The 16223-nt window shown below is 70.1% G+C and carries 16 protein-coding genes; 8 read left to right on the forward strand and 8 right to left on the reverse strand.

The window, feature by feature from the left end; translation table 11 throughout:
* A complete protein-coding gene (locus tag ACIBVQ_RS35530; protein WP_352015232.1) occupies window positions 1-288 on the forward strand; it encodes a hypothetical protein in 288 nt (95 codons plus the stop codon).
* Window positions 289-398: 110 nt separating this feature from the next.
* Here the strand turns inward: ACIBVQ_RS35530 and ACIBVQ_RS35535 are convergent, their stop codons facing one another.
* From ACIBVQ_RS35535 to pdhA, 4 genes are all read right to left on the reverse strand, one after another.
* Entirely contained in the window at window positions 399-2306 is a 1908-nt protein-coding gene (locus tag ACIBVQ_RS35535) for an ABC transporter ATP-binding protein (RefSeq protein WP_399183011.1), read from the reverse strand.
* A gap of 464 nt (window positions 2307-2770) precedes the next feature.
* Complete coding sequence (locus ACIBVQ_RS35540; RefSeq protein ID WP_399183013.1) at window positions 2771-4141, reverse strand: dihydrolipoamide acetyltransferase family protein; 1371 nt, start codon at window positions 4139-4141, stop codon at window positions 2771-2773.
* 12 nt (window positions 4142-4153) lie between these two features.
* Window positions 4154-5137 carry an alpha-ketoacid dehydrogenase subunit beta gene (locus tag ACIBVQ_RS35545; protein ID WP_352015235.1) on the reverse strand — a complete coding sequence of 328 codons (984 nt, stop codon included), beginning with the start codon at window positions 5135-5137 and terminating at the stop codon, window positions 4154-4156.
* Window positions 5134-6225 carry a pyruvate dehydrogenase (acetyl-transferring) E1 component subunit alpha gene (gene pdhA, locus ACIBVQ_RS35550; RefSeq protein WP_399183015.1) on the reverse strand — a complete coding sequence of 364 codons (1092 nt, stop codon included), beginning with the start codon at window positions 6223-6225 and terminating at the stop codon, window positions 5134-5136. Before pdhA ends, ACIBVQ_RS35545 begins: the two co-directional genes overlap by 4 nt.
* Before the next feature lie 345 nt (window positions 6226-6570).
* Between pdhA and purS the strand changes: the two genes are divergently transcribed.
* The 4 genes from purS (at window position 6571) to purL (ending at window position 11080) form a co-directional block, all read left to right on the forward strand.
* Window positions 6571-6816, forward strand: a complete 246-nt coding sequence (gene purS / locus ACIBVQ_RS35555) for a phosphoribosylformylglycinamidine synthase subunit PurS (protein ID WP_352015237.1) — start codon at window positions 6571-6573, stop codon at window positions 6814-6816.
* Between the two features lie 606 nt (window positions 6817-7422).
* Window positions 7423-7941 carry an ATP-binding protein gene (locus ACIBVQ_RS35560; protein ID WP_352015238.1) on the forward strand — a complete coding sequence of 173 codons (519 nt, stop codon included), beginning with the start codon at window positions 7423-7425 and terminating at the stop codon, window positions 7939-7941.
* Between the two features lie 173 nt (window positions 7942-8114).
* On the forward strand, window positions 8115-8798 hold the full coding sequence (gene purQ, locus ACIBVQ_RS35565) for a phosphoribosylformylglycinamidine synthase subunit PurQ (RefSeq protein ID WP_399183017.1): 684 nt from the start codon (window positions 8115-8117) through the stop codon (window positions 8796-8798).
* 95 nt (window positions 8799-8893) lie between these two features.
* Window positions 8894-11080: a phosphoribosylformylglycinamidine synthase subunit PurL gene (purL, locus tag ACIBVQ_RS35570; protein WP_399183104.1), complete on the forward strand. Its 2187-nt coding sequence runs from the start codon at window positions 8894-8896 to the stop codon at window positions 11078-11080.
* Window positions 11081-11177: 97 nt separating this feature from the next.
* On the opposite strand, the gene ACIBVQ_RS35575 is transcribed toward purL, so the two are convergent.
* A complete protein-coding gene (locus ACIBVQ_RS35575; RefSeq protein ID WP_352015240.1) occupies window positions 11178-11303 on the reverse strand; it encodes a hypothetical protein in 126 nt (41 codons plus the stop codon).
* Between the two features lie 105 nt (window positions 11304-11408).
* Window positions 11409-12026 carry a TetR family transcriptional regulator C-terminal domain-containing protein gene (locus tag ACIBVQ_RS35580; RefSeq protein WP_362778139.1) on the reverse strand — a complete coding sequence of 206 codons (618 nt, stop codon included), beginning with the start codon at window positions 12024-12026 and terminating at the stop codon, window positions 11409-11411.
* A 66-nt stretch (window positions 12027-12092) separates the two neighbouring features.
* Here ACIBVQ_RS35580 and ACIBVQ_RS35585 point away from each other — a divergent pair, with 66 nt between their 5' ends.
* Window positions 12093-12461, forward strand: coding sequence for a hypothetical protein (locus ACIBVQ_RS35585; RefSeq protein WP_399183018.1), 369 nt, complete (start codon window positions 12093-12095; stop codon window positions 12459-12461).
* On the forward strand, window positions 12458-12616 hold the full coding sequence (locus ACIBVQ_RS35590; RefSeq protein WP_352015243.1) for a hypothetical protein: 159 nt from the start codon (window positions 12458-12460) through the stop codon (window positions 12614-12616). The genes ACIBVQ_RS35585 and ACIBVQ_RS35590 overlap by 4 nt, the downstream gene beginning before the upstream one ends.
* A 362-nt stretch (window positions 12617-12978) precedes the next feature.
* Here ACIBVQ_RS35590 and ACIBVQ_RS35595 read toward each other — a convergent pair whose 3' ends face one another.
* Entirely contained in the window at window positions 12979-13824 is an 846-nt protein-coding gene (locus tag ACIBVQ_RS35595) for a hypothetical protein (protein ID WP_399183021.1), read from the reverse strand.
* Window positions 13825-14018: 194 nt separating this feature from the next.
* Window positions 14019-14687: a TetR family transcriptional regulator gene (locus ACIBVQ_RS35600; RefSeq protein WP_399183106.1), complete on the reverse strand. Its 669-nt coding sequence runs from the start codon at window positions 14685-14687 to the stop codon at window positions 14019-14021.
* Between the two features lie 82 nt (window positions 14688-14769).
* Here ACIBVQ_RS35600 and ACIBVQ_RS35605 point away from each other — a divergent pair, with 82 nt between their 5' ends.
* Window positions 14770-16209 (forward strand): MFS transporter, encoded by a 1440-nt coding sequence (locus ACIBVQ_RS35605; protein WP_399183024.1) that lies wholly within the window; start codon window positions 14770-14772, stop codon window positions 16207-16209.
* The last annotated feature ends 14 nt before the right edge of the window (window positions 16210-16223 follow it).

Here is a 16223-nt window from a genome sequence, read left to right on the forward strand (position 1 = left end):
ATGGGATCGAAGACTGCTGCCTCGCTCTTCGCGAGCACCATGGGCGCGGGGCTCCTCGCCGGAGTCCTCATCGCCGGCCCGGCGGAGGCCACGACCACGCCCACAGCGGCGGTCCCGGCCGTCCAGACGTCCGTCTCGGCCGGATTCCTCACCGCGGGCTGCTGCCGGCGGCGCTGCTGCCGGTGCGGCTGCGGGTGGCGGAGTCGCTGTGGCTGGCGAGGCGGTTGCGGCTGGCGCGGCGGCTGGCGGTGGAGCAACTGGGGATGGGACGACGACTGGGGATGGTGACGGCGGTCGCGTTTCATCCCGTTCCGGCTTAGGGAAACCCATCGGGAAACGCCTCGCGTGAATCGGTGACTTCCCTCGGCCTCGCCGGAATTCGGGAATGAGAGGACCGGTCAGCCCCTGAGTGGACCCGTCCCCATCCGGGGGCGGGTTCGCCATGCCGTACGACCGAACCTGGTCCGCGTCCGCCCCGGAGCGGCACCGAGCACGACCGTGCGGGCCGTCCCGGGGACGAACCGCAGGTCATGGGTGAGCAGGATGGTCGTACGGCCCGCCATGAGACGGCCGAGCGGCTCCATGACCCGGGCGGCGGTCTCCGGGTCCAGGCCGGTCATCGGCTCGTCGAGGACGAGCACCGGGGCGTCACGCAGGATCGCCCTGGCGATGGCCAGGCGCTGGCGCTGGCCACCGGACAGCAGCCTGCCTCGCTGCCCGACCTGGGTGTCGTACCTCGCCGGGAGCCGCTCGACGAACTCGTGCGCCCCGGCCATGACGGCGGCCCTGACGATCTCGTCCATCCCACAGCCGGGACGGCCGTAGGCGATGTTGTCGCGTACGGTGCCGGAGAAGAGCAGGTTCTCCTGCTGCAGAACGGTCACGGCCTCACGCAGCGCCGTACGAGGAATGTCCCTGATGTCCACGCCGTCGAGCAGGACACGCCCCTCGGCCGGGTCGTGGAAGCGCAGCAGGAGTTTGGCCACGGTCGACTTGCCCGCGCCGCTCGGGCCGACGCACACGACCAGTTCGCCCGGTTCCGCGTGGAAGGTCAGGTGCCGCAGCGTGGGAGTCGACCTGCCCGGATAGGTGAAGCCGACGTCGGCGAAGTCGATCCGTCCCCGTGGCGGCGCGGCGGGCGGTACGGCCCCGGCGGAATCGGTGACCCGGGGCCGGATCCGCAGGATCTCGATCACCCGGTCGGAGCCCGCCGCGGCCTGGGAGACGGTCAGCGCGAGTTGCCCGAGCCCCTGGACCGCCGGGTAGAGGTAGGCGAGGTAGGCCGCGAAGGCGAGCAGCCCGCCGATCGTGAGGCGGCCCGCCATGATCTCCCACGCGCCGACCCCGATGACGACGAGCAGGCAGACGGTCTCGATGATCTGGACGACCGGCCCGTACAGCGCGGAGAGCCTGGCCTGGGTCACGTTGGCCCTCATCCAGGCGCGCCCCTGGGTGTGCAGCCGCCGCGCCTCGGTGCCCTGCCGGTTGAAGGCCTGCACCAGCGCCTGGTTGGCCAGGCCCTCCTCGATGACGCCGTTCATGACGCCGTTGCTGAGCCGCTCACGCGCGGCGGCCGTCCTGAGGCGCGAGGCGAAGAGCTTGGAGACGACCAGGAACGCCGGGACCATCGCGAACGTCACCAGCGCCAGGTCCCAGCGGGTCAGCAGGGCGGCCCCGGCGAAGAAGAACACGCTGACGGTCGTCGTGAGAATCCTGACCACACCGGAGCCGACCAGTTCCTCGATGGCCTCGACGTCGTCGGTGAGCCTGGCCATCAGGTCGCCGAGCCTGCGCCGGTCGAAGAAGCCGGGGGTCAGGGACTGCATGTGCGCGAACACCCGGTCCCGCAGGCGCAGCAGGAAGCGCTCGCCGCCGACGGCGGTGGCGTAGGAACCGAGGAAGGAGGCCAGCCCGGCGACGACCATCAGGCCGAGCCAGACGAAGGCGGGCTCCCAGAAGGCGTCCAGGTTCTGTCCCGCGAGGACCTCGTCGGTGATGCGGCCGAAGAGCCGGATCGCCCCGATCTCACAGAGGGCCGCCACGATCGCCAGCAGCACCCCGGCCACGAACAACCTGCGGACCCCCCGAGTGTGCGGCCAGAACCGCCCGAAGGCCTCCCTGATGGAGACGAGAGGGGCCGGTGGGGGGTCGTCCGGAGGACGTGCGGGGGTGGAAAAGGAGAACCGGCGGGTTACCCGCCGGTTCGTCGCTGAGGGAACTACCACCACCAGCCGCCCCAGCCCCAGCCACCACGGCGCCAGCCCCGGCCACCGCATCCGCAGCGACGGCGTCGGCAGCCGCCCCACGCGAGCGGGGCACCGCCGGCCGGGAAGAGCTTTTCGAGTCTCATTGGCTTTCCCTTCTGGTGGAACCTTTCGTGAATCTCCAAATCACGACACTAGCACCGATATATGCATTAACCACTAAATCCCCGATGAATGGATAACGTTTTAACCGGATATGTCATGACATCCTCCGACGCGCCACCGGCCACCCCAAGGGGAACATCACCGCAGGTCAAACCGACCCCACGGAGCACGCCGTACGGCAAAGCCCCTTCCCCGAAATCAGGGAGAAGCGGAACACCGGATTCACAGAAAGGTCATCGACCCGCACGGGAGCCCGGTCGCCGCGGACCGGTCCGCGGGCTTCACGCGTCAATCGAAACGCCCCGGGAAAGGCCACGGAAACGGCGGCGCCGCAAACGCCGGGTAAAAGGGGACGGGCCCGCCCCCGTGAGGGGACGGGCCCGTCGGGCCGGTGCGGGGGCTCAGCCCCAGGCGAGCATGCGCAGCGGGTCCTCCAGCATGGCGCCCACGTCGCGCAGGAAGAGCGAGCCCAGTTCGCCGTCCACGATCCGGTGGTCGAACGACAGCGCGAGCGTGCACACCTTCCTGGGCACGATCTGCCCGTCGACCACCCAGGGCAGGTCCCTGATCTGCCCGAAGGCCAGGATCGCCGACTCGCCCGGGTTGAGGATCGGGGTCCCGGCGTCCACCCCGAACACGCCCACGTTCGTGATCGTGATCGTGCCGCCCGACATGTCGGCGGGCTGGGTACGGCCCGCCCGCGCGGTCTCGACCAGCGCCCCCAGGGCGCGGGCGAGGTCGGGCAGCGACAGCGCGTGGGCGTCCTTGACGTTGGGCACGATCAGGCCGCGCGGGGTCGCCGCGGCGATGCCCAGGTTCACCCGGTGCTTGACCACGATCTCCTGGTTCGCCTCGTCCCAGGAGGAGTTGACCATCGGGTAGCGACGGGCCGCGACCAGCATCGCCTTGGCCACCAGCAGCAGCGGCGAGACCTTGACCTCGGCGAAGTCGTCGAGCAGCCGCAGCCGCCTGACGGCCTCCATCGTCCCGGTCACGTCCACCTGGAGGAACTCGGTGACGTGCGGCGCGGTGAACGCCGAGGACACCATGGCCTGCGCGGTCGCCCTGCGCACTCCCTTGATGGGGATGCGCTCCTCGTCGGGTCCCTGCGCCACGGCCGTCGCGCCGCGCCCGGGCGCGGCGACCGCGGCGTGGACGTCCTCCCGGGTGATGCTCCCGTTCGGGCCCGTCCCGGTGAGCGTGCCCAGGTCGACACCGAGGTCCTTGGCGAGCTTGCGCACCGGGGGCTTGGCCAGCACCGCGCCCCGCGCGGCACCGGACCCGGCGGGCGCGGCAGGCCCAGCGGGCGCGGCAGCGGGCTCAGCCTGCCGTACCGGAGCCGCCGGAGCCGGAGCCTCGACGGCCGCCGGAGCGGGAACCGGGGCGGTGGCCGCCGGAGCGGCGGACTTGCGGGGCCTGCGCTTGGCCGTACCCGGCTTGACGCCGTAGCCGACCAGCACGGGCTGCCGCTCCGGCTTGGGGATCGTGGGGACCATGTCCTCGGCGGGGGTCCCGGCCGGTGTCTCCGGAGGACCCGAGCCGTCGTCGACGGTGATGATCGGCTTGCCGACGTCGACGGTCTGCCCCTCCTCGGCCAGCAGCGCGGCGATCACCCCCTCGTACGGCGAGGGCAGCTCGACGATGGCCTTGGCCGTCTCGATCTCCACGATGATCTGGTTGACCTTGACCGGGTCGCCGGGCTTGACGTGCCAGCGGACGATCTCGGCCTCAAGCAGGCCCTCCCCCACGTCGGGGAGCTTGAACTCCTTCACGTCGTCTCCCCTCTAGAACGCGAACACGCGGTCGACGGCTTCGAGGACCCGGTCCAGATCCGGGAGGTAGTGGTCCTCCAGCCTTGAGGGCGGGTAGGGGGTCGAGGGCCCGCCGACGCGCAGCACCGGGGCCTCCAGGTTGTAGAAGCACCTCTCGGTGACCCTGGCGGCGATCTCGGCGCCGAACCCGTTGTAGACGGGCGCCTCATGGACCACGACGCACCGCCCGGTACGGCGCACCGACTCCACGACCCGGTCCACGTCGAGCGGGTTGAGCGAGCGCAGGTCGACCACCTCGACGGACCTGCCGTCCTCCTCGGCCGCCGTCGCGACCTCAAGGCAGGTCTTCACCATCGGGCCGTAGGCCAGCAGCGTCACGTCGCCGCCCTGCCGTACGATCCTGGCCTGGTCGAAGGGGGTCCAGTCGGCGGCGGAGGAGGCGGTGTCCACCTCGGCCTTCTCCCAGTAGCGCCGCTTGGGCTCGAAGAAGACGACCGGGTCGTCGCTCCTGATCGCCTGCTGGATCATGGTGTAGCCGTCGACGGGGTTGGAGCAGGCCACGACCCGCAGGCCACCGGTGTGGGTGAAGTAGGCCTCCGGCGACTCGCTGTGGTGCTCGACCGCGCCGATGCCGCCGCCACAGGGGATGCGCACCACGACGGGCAGCTTCAGCTTGCCCAGCGAGCGCAGCGGCATCTTGGCGAGCTGGGTGATGATCTGGTCGGCCGCCGGGAAGACGAAACCGTCGAACTGGATCTCGCAGACCGGGCGGTAGCCCCTGAGCGCGAGTCCGATCGCCGTGCCGATGATGCCGGACTCGGCCAGCGGGGTGTCGATGACCCGCTGCTCGCCGAAGTCCTTCTGCAGGCCGTCCGTGACGCGGAAGACACCGCCGAGCTTGCCGACGTCCTCACCCATGATCAGAACCTTGGGGTCGTCCTCCATGGCCTTGCGCATGCCCTCGTTGAGGGCCTTGGCCAGCGTGAGACTCGTCATCCCTCGAACCCCTCCAGGTAGGCGGCGAACTCCGCGCGCTCCTCCTCCATCAGCCGGTGCGGCTCCGCGTACACGTGGTCGAAGATCGCCAGTGGCTCGGGGTCCGGCAGGGCCAGACAACGCCTGCGGACGTCCTTGCCCAGCTCGTCGGCCTCGGCGTCGATCGCGTCGAAGAAGTCCTGGTCGGCGATCTCGTTCTTGAACATGTAGGCGCGGACCCGCTCGATCGGGTCCTTGAGCTTCCACGCCTCAAGCTCGCTGGCCACGCGGTAGCGGGTCGGGTCGTCGGAGGTGGTGTGGGCACCCATCCGGTAGGTGAAGGCCTCGATGAGGGTGGGTCCCTGGCCGGAACGCACGTCGGCCAGGGCCTTGCGGGTGACCGCCAGGCAGGCGAAGACGTCGTTGCCGTCCACCCGGACACCGGGGAAGCCGAAGCCGCTGGCCCTGCGGTACAGCGGGATGCGGGTCTGCTTCTCCAGCGGCTCCGAGATGGCCCACTGGTTGTTCTGGCAGAAGAAGACCACGGGGGCGTTGAAGACCGACGCCCAGATGAACGACTCGTTCACGTCGCCCTGGGAGGTGGCGCCGTCGCCGAAGTAGACCAGCGTCGCGTTCTCCGCGCCGTCGCGCTGCACACCCATGGCGTAGCCGACGGCGTGCAGGGTCTGGCTGCCGATGACGATCGTGTAGAGGTGGAAGTTGTGCTCAGCCGGGTCCCAGCCGCCGTGGTTGACCCCGCGGAACATGCCCAGGAGGTTGACCGGGTCGACCCCCCGGCACCAGGCGACGCCGTGCTCACGGTAGGTGGGGAAGACCATGTCCGTCGCGGCGAGCGCCCGTCCGGAGCCGATCTGCGCGGCCTCCTGACCGAGCAGGGAGGCCCACAGGCCGAGTTCGCCCTGGCGCTGCAGGGCGACCGCTTCCAGGTCGACGCGGCGCACCAGGACCAGGTCCCGGTAGAGACCGCGGATCTCCTCCGGGGTCAGGTCGATGTCGTAGTCGGGATGCTCGACCCGTTCCCCCTCCGGGGTCAGCAACTGGACGAGCTCCGCAGGTGCTTGCGCACCACGAGGGGCCTCGGCTGTCACGTGCCACTCCTGTGTGCTCAGGGCCTTGGGAGGTGGGTTCACCACCGCTGTCCGGCCGGTTAGCAGCGCATCCGATCCGACTGGTGGTGGTTCGTATGCGTTTGTGGACATCGTGGCAGAGGTCACATACCTGTGCGCAAGACCTGCCCCGACATCCATCTCGCCCCTTGTTCCCGCCGGATCACCCCTCTCACCCTCGCATGGACCGCTCCCTCGGCGCACGGACCGGTTCGTCGTGTGGAACGTGCCCGTCTCGCGGCCACCCGGGCCCCGGGACCAAACGTCCGGCGGAGCCCGTTACTCTTGAGGCGCCTAACCGTCCCCGCAGCGACCAGGAGGAACACCGTGGCGCGCGTCATCGTCGACGTCATGCTGAAGCCCGAGATTCTCGACGCGCAGGGCCAGGCCATCGCCCGCGCGCTGCCGCGGCTCGGCTTCTCCGGCGTCTCCGCGGTACGGCAGGGCAAGCGGTTCGAGGTCGAGATCGACGGCCCCGCCGACGAGGCCGCCCTGGCCGAGGTCAGGAAGATGGCCGAGACCCTGCTGGCCAACACCGTCATCGAGGACTACACGGTCACCGCCGAGGCGTGAGTTTTTGCGGCGCCTTCGGCACCACGGGCAGTGCCTTTTTGCGCCGCCTCGCGGCGGCGCGGGCTTGGGCGCTTCGAGCCAACGCTTTCCCTCGTCGCTCATCCGCTTCGCTCCTTCGCTCCTCGGTCCAAGCGTCGGCGCGCCCAAGCCGGGTTCTTTGCGCCGCCTGGCGGCGGCGCGGGCAGTGCCTTTTTGCGCCGCCTGGCGGCGGCGCGGGGCTTGGGCGCCTCAGGTCGGTGTCTTCCCTCGTCTCTCCGTCGCTGCGCTCCTGCGTTCCTCGGTCCAGACACCGACGCGCCCAAGCCGGAACTCCTCGCACACGGCGCCGGTAACCCGTACCTTTTGGCGTCGTGGGTTCGGGGTGGCTGTCACCGGGCGTCGAAGCAGTGATCCTGGACTGCGGCCTACACGGCGAAGATCCACACAGATCCCGGAACGCCCCTTATCTCAGGGGTAGATCCCTTACGCCCAGGTAGATCACTTTCTGGACCTGCCGTAATCCCACAGCTTGACCAACACTAAATAACATTAAGGTTATTTTGCGGTTAGCCCGGATTCCGCGGGGAAACCTTGACAGGGTGACGTCTGGCCCGGGAAGGGGGTCCGGTGGATATCGAGTTCTCGCTGGCTCTGCCGAGAGAGGCCGTCGGCATACCGATGGTCCGCAGAGCCCTTGGCGACTCGCTTCGCTCACTCGGCGTCACCGAAAGCTGCGTGTCCGACATCCTGCTCGCGGTCACCGAGGCGTGCGCCAACGCCGTACGCCACGGGGGCCCCGCCAACCGCTACGAGGTCGAGGTCGCGATCGGCTACGGCCGTTGTGACGTCCAGATCATCGACAGGGGGCAGGGCCTGGCCCGGCTTCCCGAGCACTACCCTCCGGGCGACACGGAGAACGGCCGGGGCATCCTGATCATGCAGGCCGTGGTCGACGAGATCTCCTTCGGCGTCACGCCGGGCCGGGGCACGACCGTGCACCTGCGCAAGCACCTCGACTGGGACGACGACGCCCTCCTGCTGCGCGAGAGCCTCGCCTGCGAGGGCCTCGTGCGCGAGGGGCTCATGTGTGACAACCGCGTGCGCGTCGGGCTGCCCCGCGAGGACCGCGTCCTCGCCGCGGTGTGAGAGACCCCACAGTTTCACCAGGTCACATGACTGAGAAGGCCTTGCCGTACGGCCCGGCGACCTGCGCGTGTGACCCGCTTGTCGGGAACGGATAGCCTGGGCGCACCGCCGCAGACCGCTGTCCACCGTGAGAGACGCCGGCGCGGCGCTCGTTTGTGGAGGGGAACGCTGTCATGAGTGCTGCCCGCGTGGGCGTCGTCACTTTTCCCGGGACTCTTGACGATCAGGACGCGGCGCGTGCCGTACGTCACGCGGGCGGCGAGGCCGTTCCGCTGTGGCACGCCGACCCTGATCTCAAGGAAGTGGACGCGGTCTTCCTGCCCGGTGGGTTCTCCTACGGGGACTACCTCCGGTGCGGAGCCATCTCCAGGTTCGCGCCCCTGATGGAGGAGCTGATCCCGGCGGCCAGGGCCGGGCTTCCTGTTCTGGGCACCTGCAACGGCTTCCAGATCCTCTGCGAGGCCCACCTGCTGCCCGGCGCGCTGATGCGCAACGCGGGGCTGCACTACATCTGCCGCGACCAGGGCATCAGGGTCGAGAGCACCGCGACCCCCTGGACCTCCGACTTCACCGAGGGCCAGGAGATCGTGCTGCCGATCAAGCACGGCGAGGGCCGTTACGTGGCCGACCAGGAGACCCTCGGTGCCCTTGAGGCCAACGGGCAGGTCGTCTTCCGCTACGTCGGGGGCAACCCGAACGGCTCGCTGAACGACATCGCGGGCATCAGGAACGAGGCGGGCAACGTCGTCGGCCTCATGCCGCACCCCGAGCACGCGGTCGAAGACCTCACCGGAGCCCCGAGCACCGACGGCCGGGGCTTCTTCACCTCCATCCTGAAGAAGCTGGTGAACCTGTGAGCGAGCACGAGACCCCGCGCCCCGAGGCGGTTCTGGACACCGTCAAGCGGGCCCAGGACACCCCCGACGAGCGGCAGCCGTACGCCGAACTGGGCATGAAGCTCGACGAGTACGACCGGGTCCGCGAGATCCTCGGCCGCAGGCCGACCAGCTCCGAGCTGGCCATCTACAGCGTCATGTGGAGCGAGCACTGCTCCTACAAGTCCTCCAAGGTGCACCTGCGCCAGTTCGGCACCAAGGCCCCCAAGTCGGAGGCCCTGCTGGTCGGCATGGGGGAGAACGCCGGCGTCGTGGACGTCGGCGACGGCTGGGCGGCCACCTTCAAGATCGAGTCGCACAACCACCCGTCCTACGTCGAACCGCATCAGGGCGCGGCGACCGGTGTCGGCGGCATCGTGCGCGACATCATGTCGATGGGCGCCAGGCCGATCGCGGTCATGGACGCCCTGCGCTTCGGCGGCGCCGACGCCCACGACACGCGGCGGGTGCTGCCCGGCGTGGTCGAGGGCATCAGCCACTACGGCAACTGCCTCGGGCTGCCCAACATCGGCGGCGAGGTCGTCTTCGACCCCTGCTACATCGGCAACCCGCTGGTCAACGCGCTGTGCGTCGGCCTGCTCCGCAAGGACCAGATCAAGCTGGCCACCGCTCCCGGGCCGGGCAACAAGGTCGTGCTCTTCGGCGCGCTGACCGGCCCCGACGGCATCGGCGGCGCCTCCGTCCTGGCCTCGGCCACCTTCGAGGACGAGTCGCAGGCCAAGCGTCCCAGCGTCCAGGTCGGCGACCCGTTCATGGAGAAGCTCCTGATCGAGTGCTGCCTTGAGCTGTACCAGGCGGACGTCGTCGTGGGCATCCAGGACCTCGGCGCGGCCGGTGTCTCGTGCGCGACCACCGAGCTCGCGGCCAAGGGCACCGGCGGTATGGACGTCAAGCTGGACCTCGTCCCGCTGCGCGATCCGTCGCTGCGGCCCGAGGAGATCCTGATGAGCGAGTCGCAGGAACGCATGATGGCGGTCGTCACCCCCGACGACATCGATGCCTTCATGGCGATCTGCGCCAAGTGGGACATCCCGGCGACCGTGATCGGCGAGGTCACCGACGGCGGACGCCTGGTGATGACCTGGCGCGGCGAGACCATCGTGGACATCCCGCCGGGCACCGCGGCCGACGAGGGCCCCGTCTACGAGCGGCCCTTCCACGAGCCCGCCGGGCAGGCCGCCCTGAACGCCGACGTGCCCTCCCGCCTGGCCCGCTCCGAGGACCTGCGCGCCGCGCTGCTGCGGCTGCTCGGCTCGCCGAACCTGGCCTCGAAGGAGTGGGTCACCTCCCAGTACGACCGCTACGTCCGGGGCAACACCGTGCTGGCCCAGCCCGCCGACGCCGGGGTGCTGCGCATCAGCGAGGTCATGCCCGGCGCCGAGGAGACGACCAGGGGCATCGCGCTCGCCACGGACGGCAACGGCCGCTACGCCAGGCTCGACCCGTACGCGGGCGCGCAGCTCGCACTGGCCGAGGCCTACCGCAACGTCGCGGTGACCGGGGCGACCCCGCTCGCGGTGACCAACTGCCTCAACTTCGGCTCCCCCGAGGACCCCGAGGTCATGTGGCAGTTCGCCGAGGCCACCCGGGGGCTCGCCGACGCCTGCAAGGCCCTCGGGGTGCCGGTGACCGGCGGAAACGTCTCCTTCTACAACCAGACGGGCTCCACCGCGATCCACCCGACCCCGGTCGTCGGCGTGCTCGGTGTGATCGACGACGTGGCGAACCGGGTCCGTAGCGGCTTCACCGCCCCCGGCCAGAAGGTCCTGCTGCTCGGCGAGACCGAGGAGGAGTTCGGCGGCTCCGAGTGGGCGCACGTGGTCCACGGTCACCTGGGCGGCCTGCCGCCGAAGGCCGACCTGGAGGCCGAGCGCGCCCTCGCCCTGGTCCTCACCGAGGCCGCCTCACGCGGCCTGCTGACCGGCTCCCACGACCTGTCCGACGGCGGTCTTGCGATCGCCCTGGCCGAGTCGGTCCTCGCCCAGGGGATCGGCGCGACGGTCACCCTGCCGGACGACGACTCCTTCGTCGCCCTGTTCAGCGAGTCGTCGGCCCGCGCGCTGGTGACGGTCGCCCCGGAGTCGTTCGAGGCCTTCGCCGAGCTGTGCGCCGCCAACGACGTGCCCTGTCAGTGCCTGGGCCTCACCGGCGGTGACGCGCTGGTCGTGGAGAACGTCCTGGAGATCCCGGCCACCGAGCTGCGGGAGACCCACACCTCGACCCTCCCGGCCATCTTCGGCTGATCCATCCCCGTCGGGGGGTACGGCTCGCGGGCCGTGCCCCCCGACGGCGTTTCTCACGGTCCCCCGCGCCCCCGTGGCCGGGGACCCGCCGTGCCGGTCACCGCTCCTGCTCCGGTTCCGGCCTCTCGTGCCTGCCCGGTCTGGTCCGGGTCTCTGCCTGCTGCCTGGTCAGCGACGGTACGAAGTCCTTCTCCTCGACGGGCTTGCCCTCGTGCTTTCCCATGGAGGTTTCCCTTCTCGCGGGGCTCCCGGCATGACGTACTCACCGTGACTGTAACCTCGCTCCTCGTGTCCGGGGAGAGACAATCGGCTCCCCTACCGGCCACCGTCAGGCGAGGCTGTCCAGGTGTGCCCGCAGAACGTCGAGGCAGAGCTCGGGCGAGAGCAGGTCGGGATACAGGACGGTGTTCAGGCTGAGGCCGTCGAGCAGGGAGCTCAGCCGCTCGATCTCGATGTCGAGGTCCAGGCCGGGCCGCAGGGTCCCGGTGTCGATCGCGCGCCGGAGAACGCGCCGGACGAGGGCCCGCATCCCCGCCGCGGCCTCACGGGCGAGATCGGCGTCGATCGCGGGATGGGTCCTGGCCGCGGTGACGAAGTCGACGAAGACCGCGGCCTCGGCGCGGCGGGCCTCGTCGAGGGGCAGCAGTTCGGCGAACAGGTTCAGGGAGAGCCGGCGCCGCTGCTCTCCGGTGAGAGCCTCCAGGTCCCCCACCTCGTCGATGCGGCGCAGCAGCCGCCCCTCGACCCGGTCGAGCATGGACCGCATGGCGAAGCCCATCAGCTCCTGCTGGTTGGCGAAGTAGTGCCGCAGGGAGCCGATGTTCAGCCCGGCCTCGTCCGCGACCGCGCGCAGGGAGGCCGCCTGCAGGCCGTCCCTGAAGACGACTCTGAACAGCGCGTCCACGACGTCGGCGCGACGGGCGACCGGATCGACCTGCTTGGGCACACTTCTTTTTATCACACCTGTGATACCTTCGATTTATCACACCTGTGATAAATCGAAGGAGGAGCCGTGCAAACGGTGCTGACCCTGATGCTCGTCAGATTCGGCCTGATCGTGGGAGGGCTCGTGGTGGTCGCCCTGATCGCGTTCGGCGTCGCCGTCACGCTCAAGCGCCGGGGCAGGGGTGCCCAGGTCCGCCGATACGCCGAGGCCGCCGCCGGCTACCTCGAAACCCGTGCCACCGCACGGCCCGGGCGGGGAGGTTCCCGTGGACGGCTCGCCGGTGAGGCGGTCCGGTTCGCGGCCCGGTACCTGGATGACGGGCAACGCCCCAGGAACGACCGGTCCTTCGAGGACGACCAACGCCTTCGGGATGACCGGCCCTCCGAGGACAGTCGGCGCCTCGGGGACGAGCGGCACGGGAGGGACGACCGGTGAGCGGAGACGGGGGCTCGGAACTGCTCGACCACCTGCTGCACGACTTCATCGTCAAGGGGATCATCGTGGCCGTCGCCCTGGTCGTCCTCGCGGTGGGCATGGTGATCATCTGGCGGATGGCCGGGCGGAGCGGCCCCCGCGACCGCGACCGATGACACGCGAGGCACGGGGGCACTCGCGAGCGTGGGGCCTTCCGGGAGCCGAGGCCTGCCGAGCGCGGAGCGTTTCCGGACACGGGGGTTTCCCAGGCGCGGGGCTTTCCGGCGTGAAGGCCCAGGCGTGGGAGCCGTCCAAGGCGGGAACGAGAAAGGCCCCTCCCGGAGTGCGGCCGGGGAGGAGCCTTCCTGGTCCTGCGTGGGGCGCGGGTCGCGCCCCTTCTGTCCGTGAGTCGCGTGAGGCCGGGTGTCCCGACTCCGTCCTCACGCGACCCACCTGGCCCTGCCATTCGTACGGCGGGGGCCGAGGAAGGGCCTTCCGCATCCGCTACGCGGAGCCCTTCCCGTCGAGCTCTCCTGGATCAGGAGAGGCAGATCACATAGATGGTGCCGCTGGCGTTCTTGCCGGACACGGTCCAGCCGGTCGGGGCGCCGCTGCCGGCGTTGGGAGCGCTCGCGTAGATCTGAGCCGAGCCGCTTCCGCTCCCGAGGCTGTAGCCGCCGCCGGTGGCCTTGCCCGAGTCGCAGGTCACGGTCTTGGAGTTGCTGCCATAGCCGCCACCGCCGAAGCTGAACTGGGCGGTGTAGGTGTTCAGGGTGCCGGCGCCGCCGGAACCGGGCTCACCCTTCTCACCCTTCTGGCCCTGGGGACCCTGCGGGCCCGCGGGGCCCTGAGGACCCTGGTCACCCTTCTCACCCTTGGCACCGGGCCTGCCGTCCTCACCGGCCGGGCCCTGCGGACCCTGCTTGCCCTGAGGGCCTGCCGGACCCTGGTCTCCCTTGGGGCCCTGGGCACCGGGCTTGCCGTCCTCGCCCGGCTTGCCGTCCGCGCCGTCCTTGCCATCCTTGCCGGGAGCACCCTGCGGACCCTCAGCGCCCTTGGGGCCCTGCGGACCCGCCGGGCCCTGCTTGCCCGGCAGGCCCTGCTCGCCCTTGGGGCCCTGCGGACCGGCCGGGCCCTGGGCGCCGTCCTTGCCCGGGGCGCCCTGCGCGCCACGAGGGCCGGAGCTGGCGATGCCCTGGCTGACGTTGTTGCCGTCGCCCCAGGTCACTCGGATCTCGGTGGGCCTGCACACGGCGGACGGGTTCACGATGCGCGCGTAACGCGTCTTCTTGTTCACACAGGCGTGAATCTCGGAACCGGCCGTCGCTGCGACGGCGCTGCCGCCCACGGTGAGCATGGTTCCGGCCAGCACTCCGACGGCCACGACACTAAGCGTGCGGGCGCCCGGCACCTTGAAAGCCACAGGGCTTCCTCTCTGCTACACCAGTTACTGGTGTGTTGGAAGGGGTCATTTAGGACACGCTTAGACCGTTCCATTCGTTGTCACGCCAATCATCACGTTTTCGCATCACTCCCGCTTCGCCGTACCGAACGCCAGGTCAGGGGTGCGGAGGCATCTCACAACGGGCGTGCCGCACGGCGAGCCGCCATGACCTCGACGCCGCCGATCAGCAGGTCGACCCCGAAGGTGTCGTAGACCTCGGCCGAACAGCCGTCGACGAGCGGGGTGGCCATCTCCACGAGGTGCGGGTAGGACGCGCGGGGCAGCGACTGCAGATTGAGCCGTTTGATCCGCTTGGCCTCGGCCGCCTCGTGGTCCGACGGACGGCGCCGGTCGCGCGCCTCCCCTCCGGCGAGGGCGATCGCGCCCTTCAGGAGGTATCTGGCGACCAGGCAGCTCTCCTCGTAGGTGAACCCGGCCTGGTTGATCAGGCCGAGCGCGGTGTCCCACACCCGCAGGAAGCTCGGCACCTCCATCTGGTCCACCTCCTCAAGCACGGAGGCGGCGCACGTGTGCCGTCGCAGGACGCCGACCAGGTCCGCGACGAGGCCGCGCAGCCGCTCGTTCCACGGCCCCGTGGCGTCCTCCTGGGTCGCGAAGCCGCGCATCAGGTGGTCGCCCATGCCGACGGTCAACTGCTCCTTGTTCTTGAAATGCCAGTACAGGGCCATGGGAGTGACACCCAGGTCCTGGGCGAGCCGCCTGATCGTGACCGCCTGGAGTCCTTCGGCGTCACCGATGCGCAGCGCCTGGTCGATGACGGCGTCCCGGGTCAGTTTTCCCATCACGGTTGACAACTATACGCCGTACAAGCTCAACTATGCGATGTACATGTACAACGTATAAGTACGCCGTATAGGAGTTGACGTGACGACTGACCGCCGGTGGTGGGCGTTGGGAGCGATCTCGCTCGGGACGTTCATGACCTACCTCGACAACAACGTGGTGAACGTCGCGCTGCCGACGATCCAGCGGGACCTCGGGCTGAGCCTGTCCGGACTTGAGTGGATCGTCAGCAGCTACATCCTGGTGTTCGCCGGACTGATGCTGGCCGGAGGGCGGCTGGCCGACATCCTCGGCCGACGAAGGATCTTCGTGCTCGGGCTGAGCGTCTTCACCCTGGCCTCCCTCGCCGCCGGGCTGGCCACCACCGGCGGCCTCCTGATCGCCGCCAGGGCGGCCCAGGGCGTCGGCGCCGCCCTGCTGACCCCGACCGCGCTCGCCCTGATCAGGTCGGTCTTCCCCGACGCCAGGGAACGTGCGACCGCCATCGGCCTGTGGAGCTCCGTCGGCGCGCTCGCCCTGGCCCTCGGGCCGTTGACCGGCGGTTTCATCAGTGAGAACTGGCGGTGGGGCTGGATCTACCTGATCAACGTGCCCGTCGGGCTGGTGACCGTCGGCCTGACCCTCTGGGCGATCAGGGACACCCCCGACGGCCGTGTACGGCACAGCCTGGACATCCCCGGCCTGGTCACGTCGAGCCTGGCGATGTTCGCCCTGACCTACGGACTCATCGAGGGCGGCCGGGCCGGTTGGACCTCACCGGAGATCCTCGGCGCGTTCGGGCTGGCCGTCGCCTTCGCGATCGCGTTCGTCGTCATCGAGCGCCGGAGCCAGGAGCCGATGATCGACCTGTCGGTGTTCAGGTCACGGGTGGTCAGCGGCGGCATGCTCTCGATCGGGCTGTGGGCGTTCGGCGTGTTCGGGATCTACTTCTTCACCGCGCTCTACCTGCAGAACGCGCTGGGCTTCTCCCCCCTTGAGGCCGGGGCCTCCTTCGTGCCGATGGCCCTGGTGATGGCGGTGTCCGCCGCCCTGTCCGCCCGGATCAGCCAGATGATCGGCACCGCGTCGACCGTGGCGGCCGGACTCCTCGTGATGGCCGGGGCGATCTTCGGGATCTCCTTCGTCGGCGAGGGAGGCACCTTCGGCGACCTGCTGCCGTGGTTCCTGCTGTACGGCCTCGGCGGCGGCCTGCTCGTCCCGGTCACCACGGTCGTCCTGGGCATGCTCCCCGCGGACCGCGCCGGAATCGCCGCGGGCGTGCTGAACGTCTCCCGGGAGGTCTTCGGCCTGCTCGGCGTCACGATCCTCGGGGCCATCCTGAACGGCAGGCAGACGGCGTTCCTCGCGGACGGCGCGGGCCCGCTGACGGCCTTCCTCGACGCCTACCGGACGACCCTGGTGATCGCGGCGCTCATCGTGCTGGTCGGGGTGCCGGTCAGCCTGTTCTCCCTGCGCCGGTCCCGCTCGGGGCGGGACGGGGACAGGCCCGCGGAGGCCGTACCGGCGATGGCGCAGGGATGAGGAAGTACGGTGCC

This window comes from Streptosporangium sp. NPDC049376, from assembly GCF_044466505.1.
GTDB lineage: Bacteria > Actinomycetota > Actinomycetes > Streptosporangiales > Streptosporangiaceae > Streptosporangium.

Excerpts from the sequence above, each read along its gene's own strand:
- ACIBVQ_RS35530 (WP_352015232.1), top strand. The coding sequence starts at position 1 with ATGGGATCGAAGACTGCTGCCTCGCTCTTCGCGAGCACCATGGGCGCG.
- ACIBVQ_RS35545 (WP_352015235.1), bottom strand. The coding sequence starts at position 5,137 with ATGACGAGTCTCACGCTGGCCAAGGCCCTCAACGAGGGCATGCGCAAG.
- purQ (WP_399183017.1), top strand. The coding sequence starts at position 8,115 with ATGAGTGCTGCCCGCGTGGGCGTCGTCACTTTTCCCGGGACTCTTGAC.
- purL (WP_399183104.1), top strand. The coding sequence starts at position 8,894 with ATGAAGCTCGACGAGTACGACCGGGTCCGCGAGATCCTCGGCCGCAGG.
- ACIBVQ_RS35575 (WP_352015240.1), bottom strand. The coding sequence starts at position 11,303 with ATGGGAAAGCACGAGGGCAAGCCCGTCGAGGAGAAGGACTTCGTACCG.
- ACIBVQ_RS35600 (WP_399183106.1), bottom strand. The coding sequence starts at position 14,687 with ATGGGAAAACTGACCCGGGACGCCGTCATCGACCAGGCGCTGCGCATC.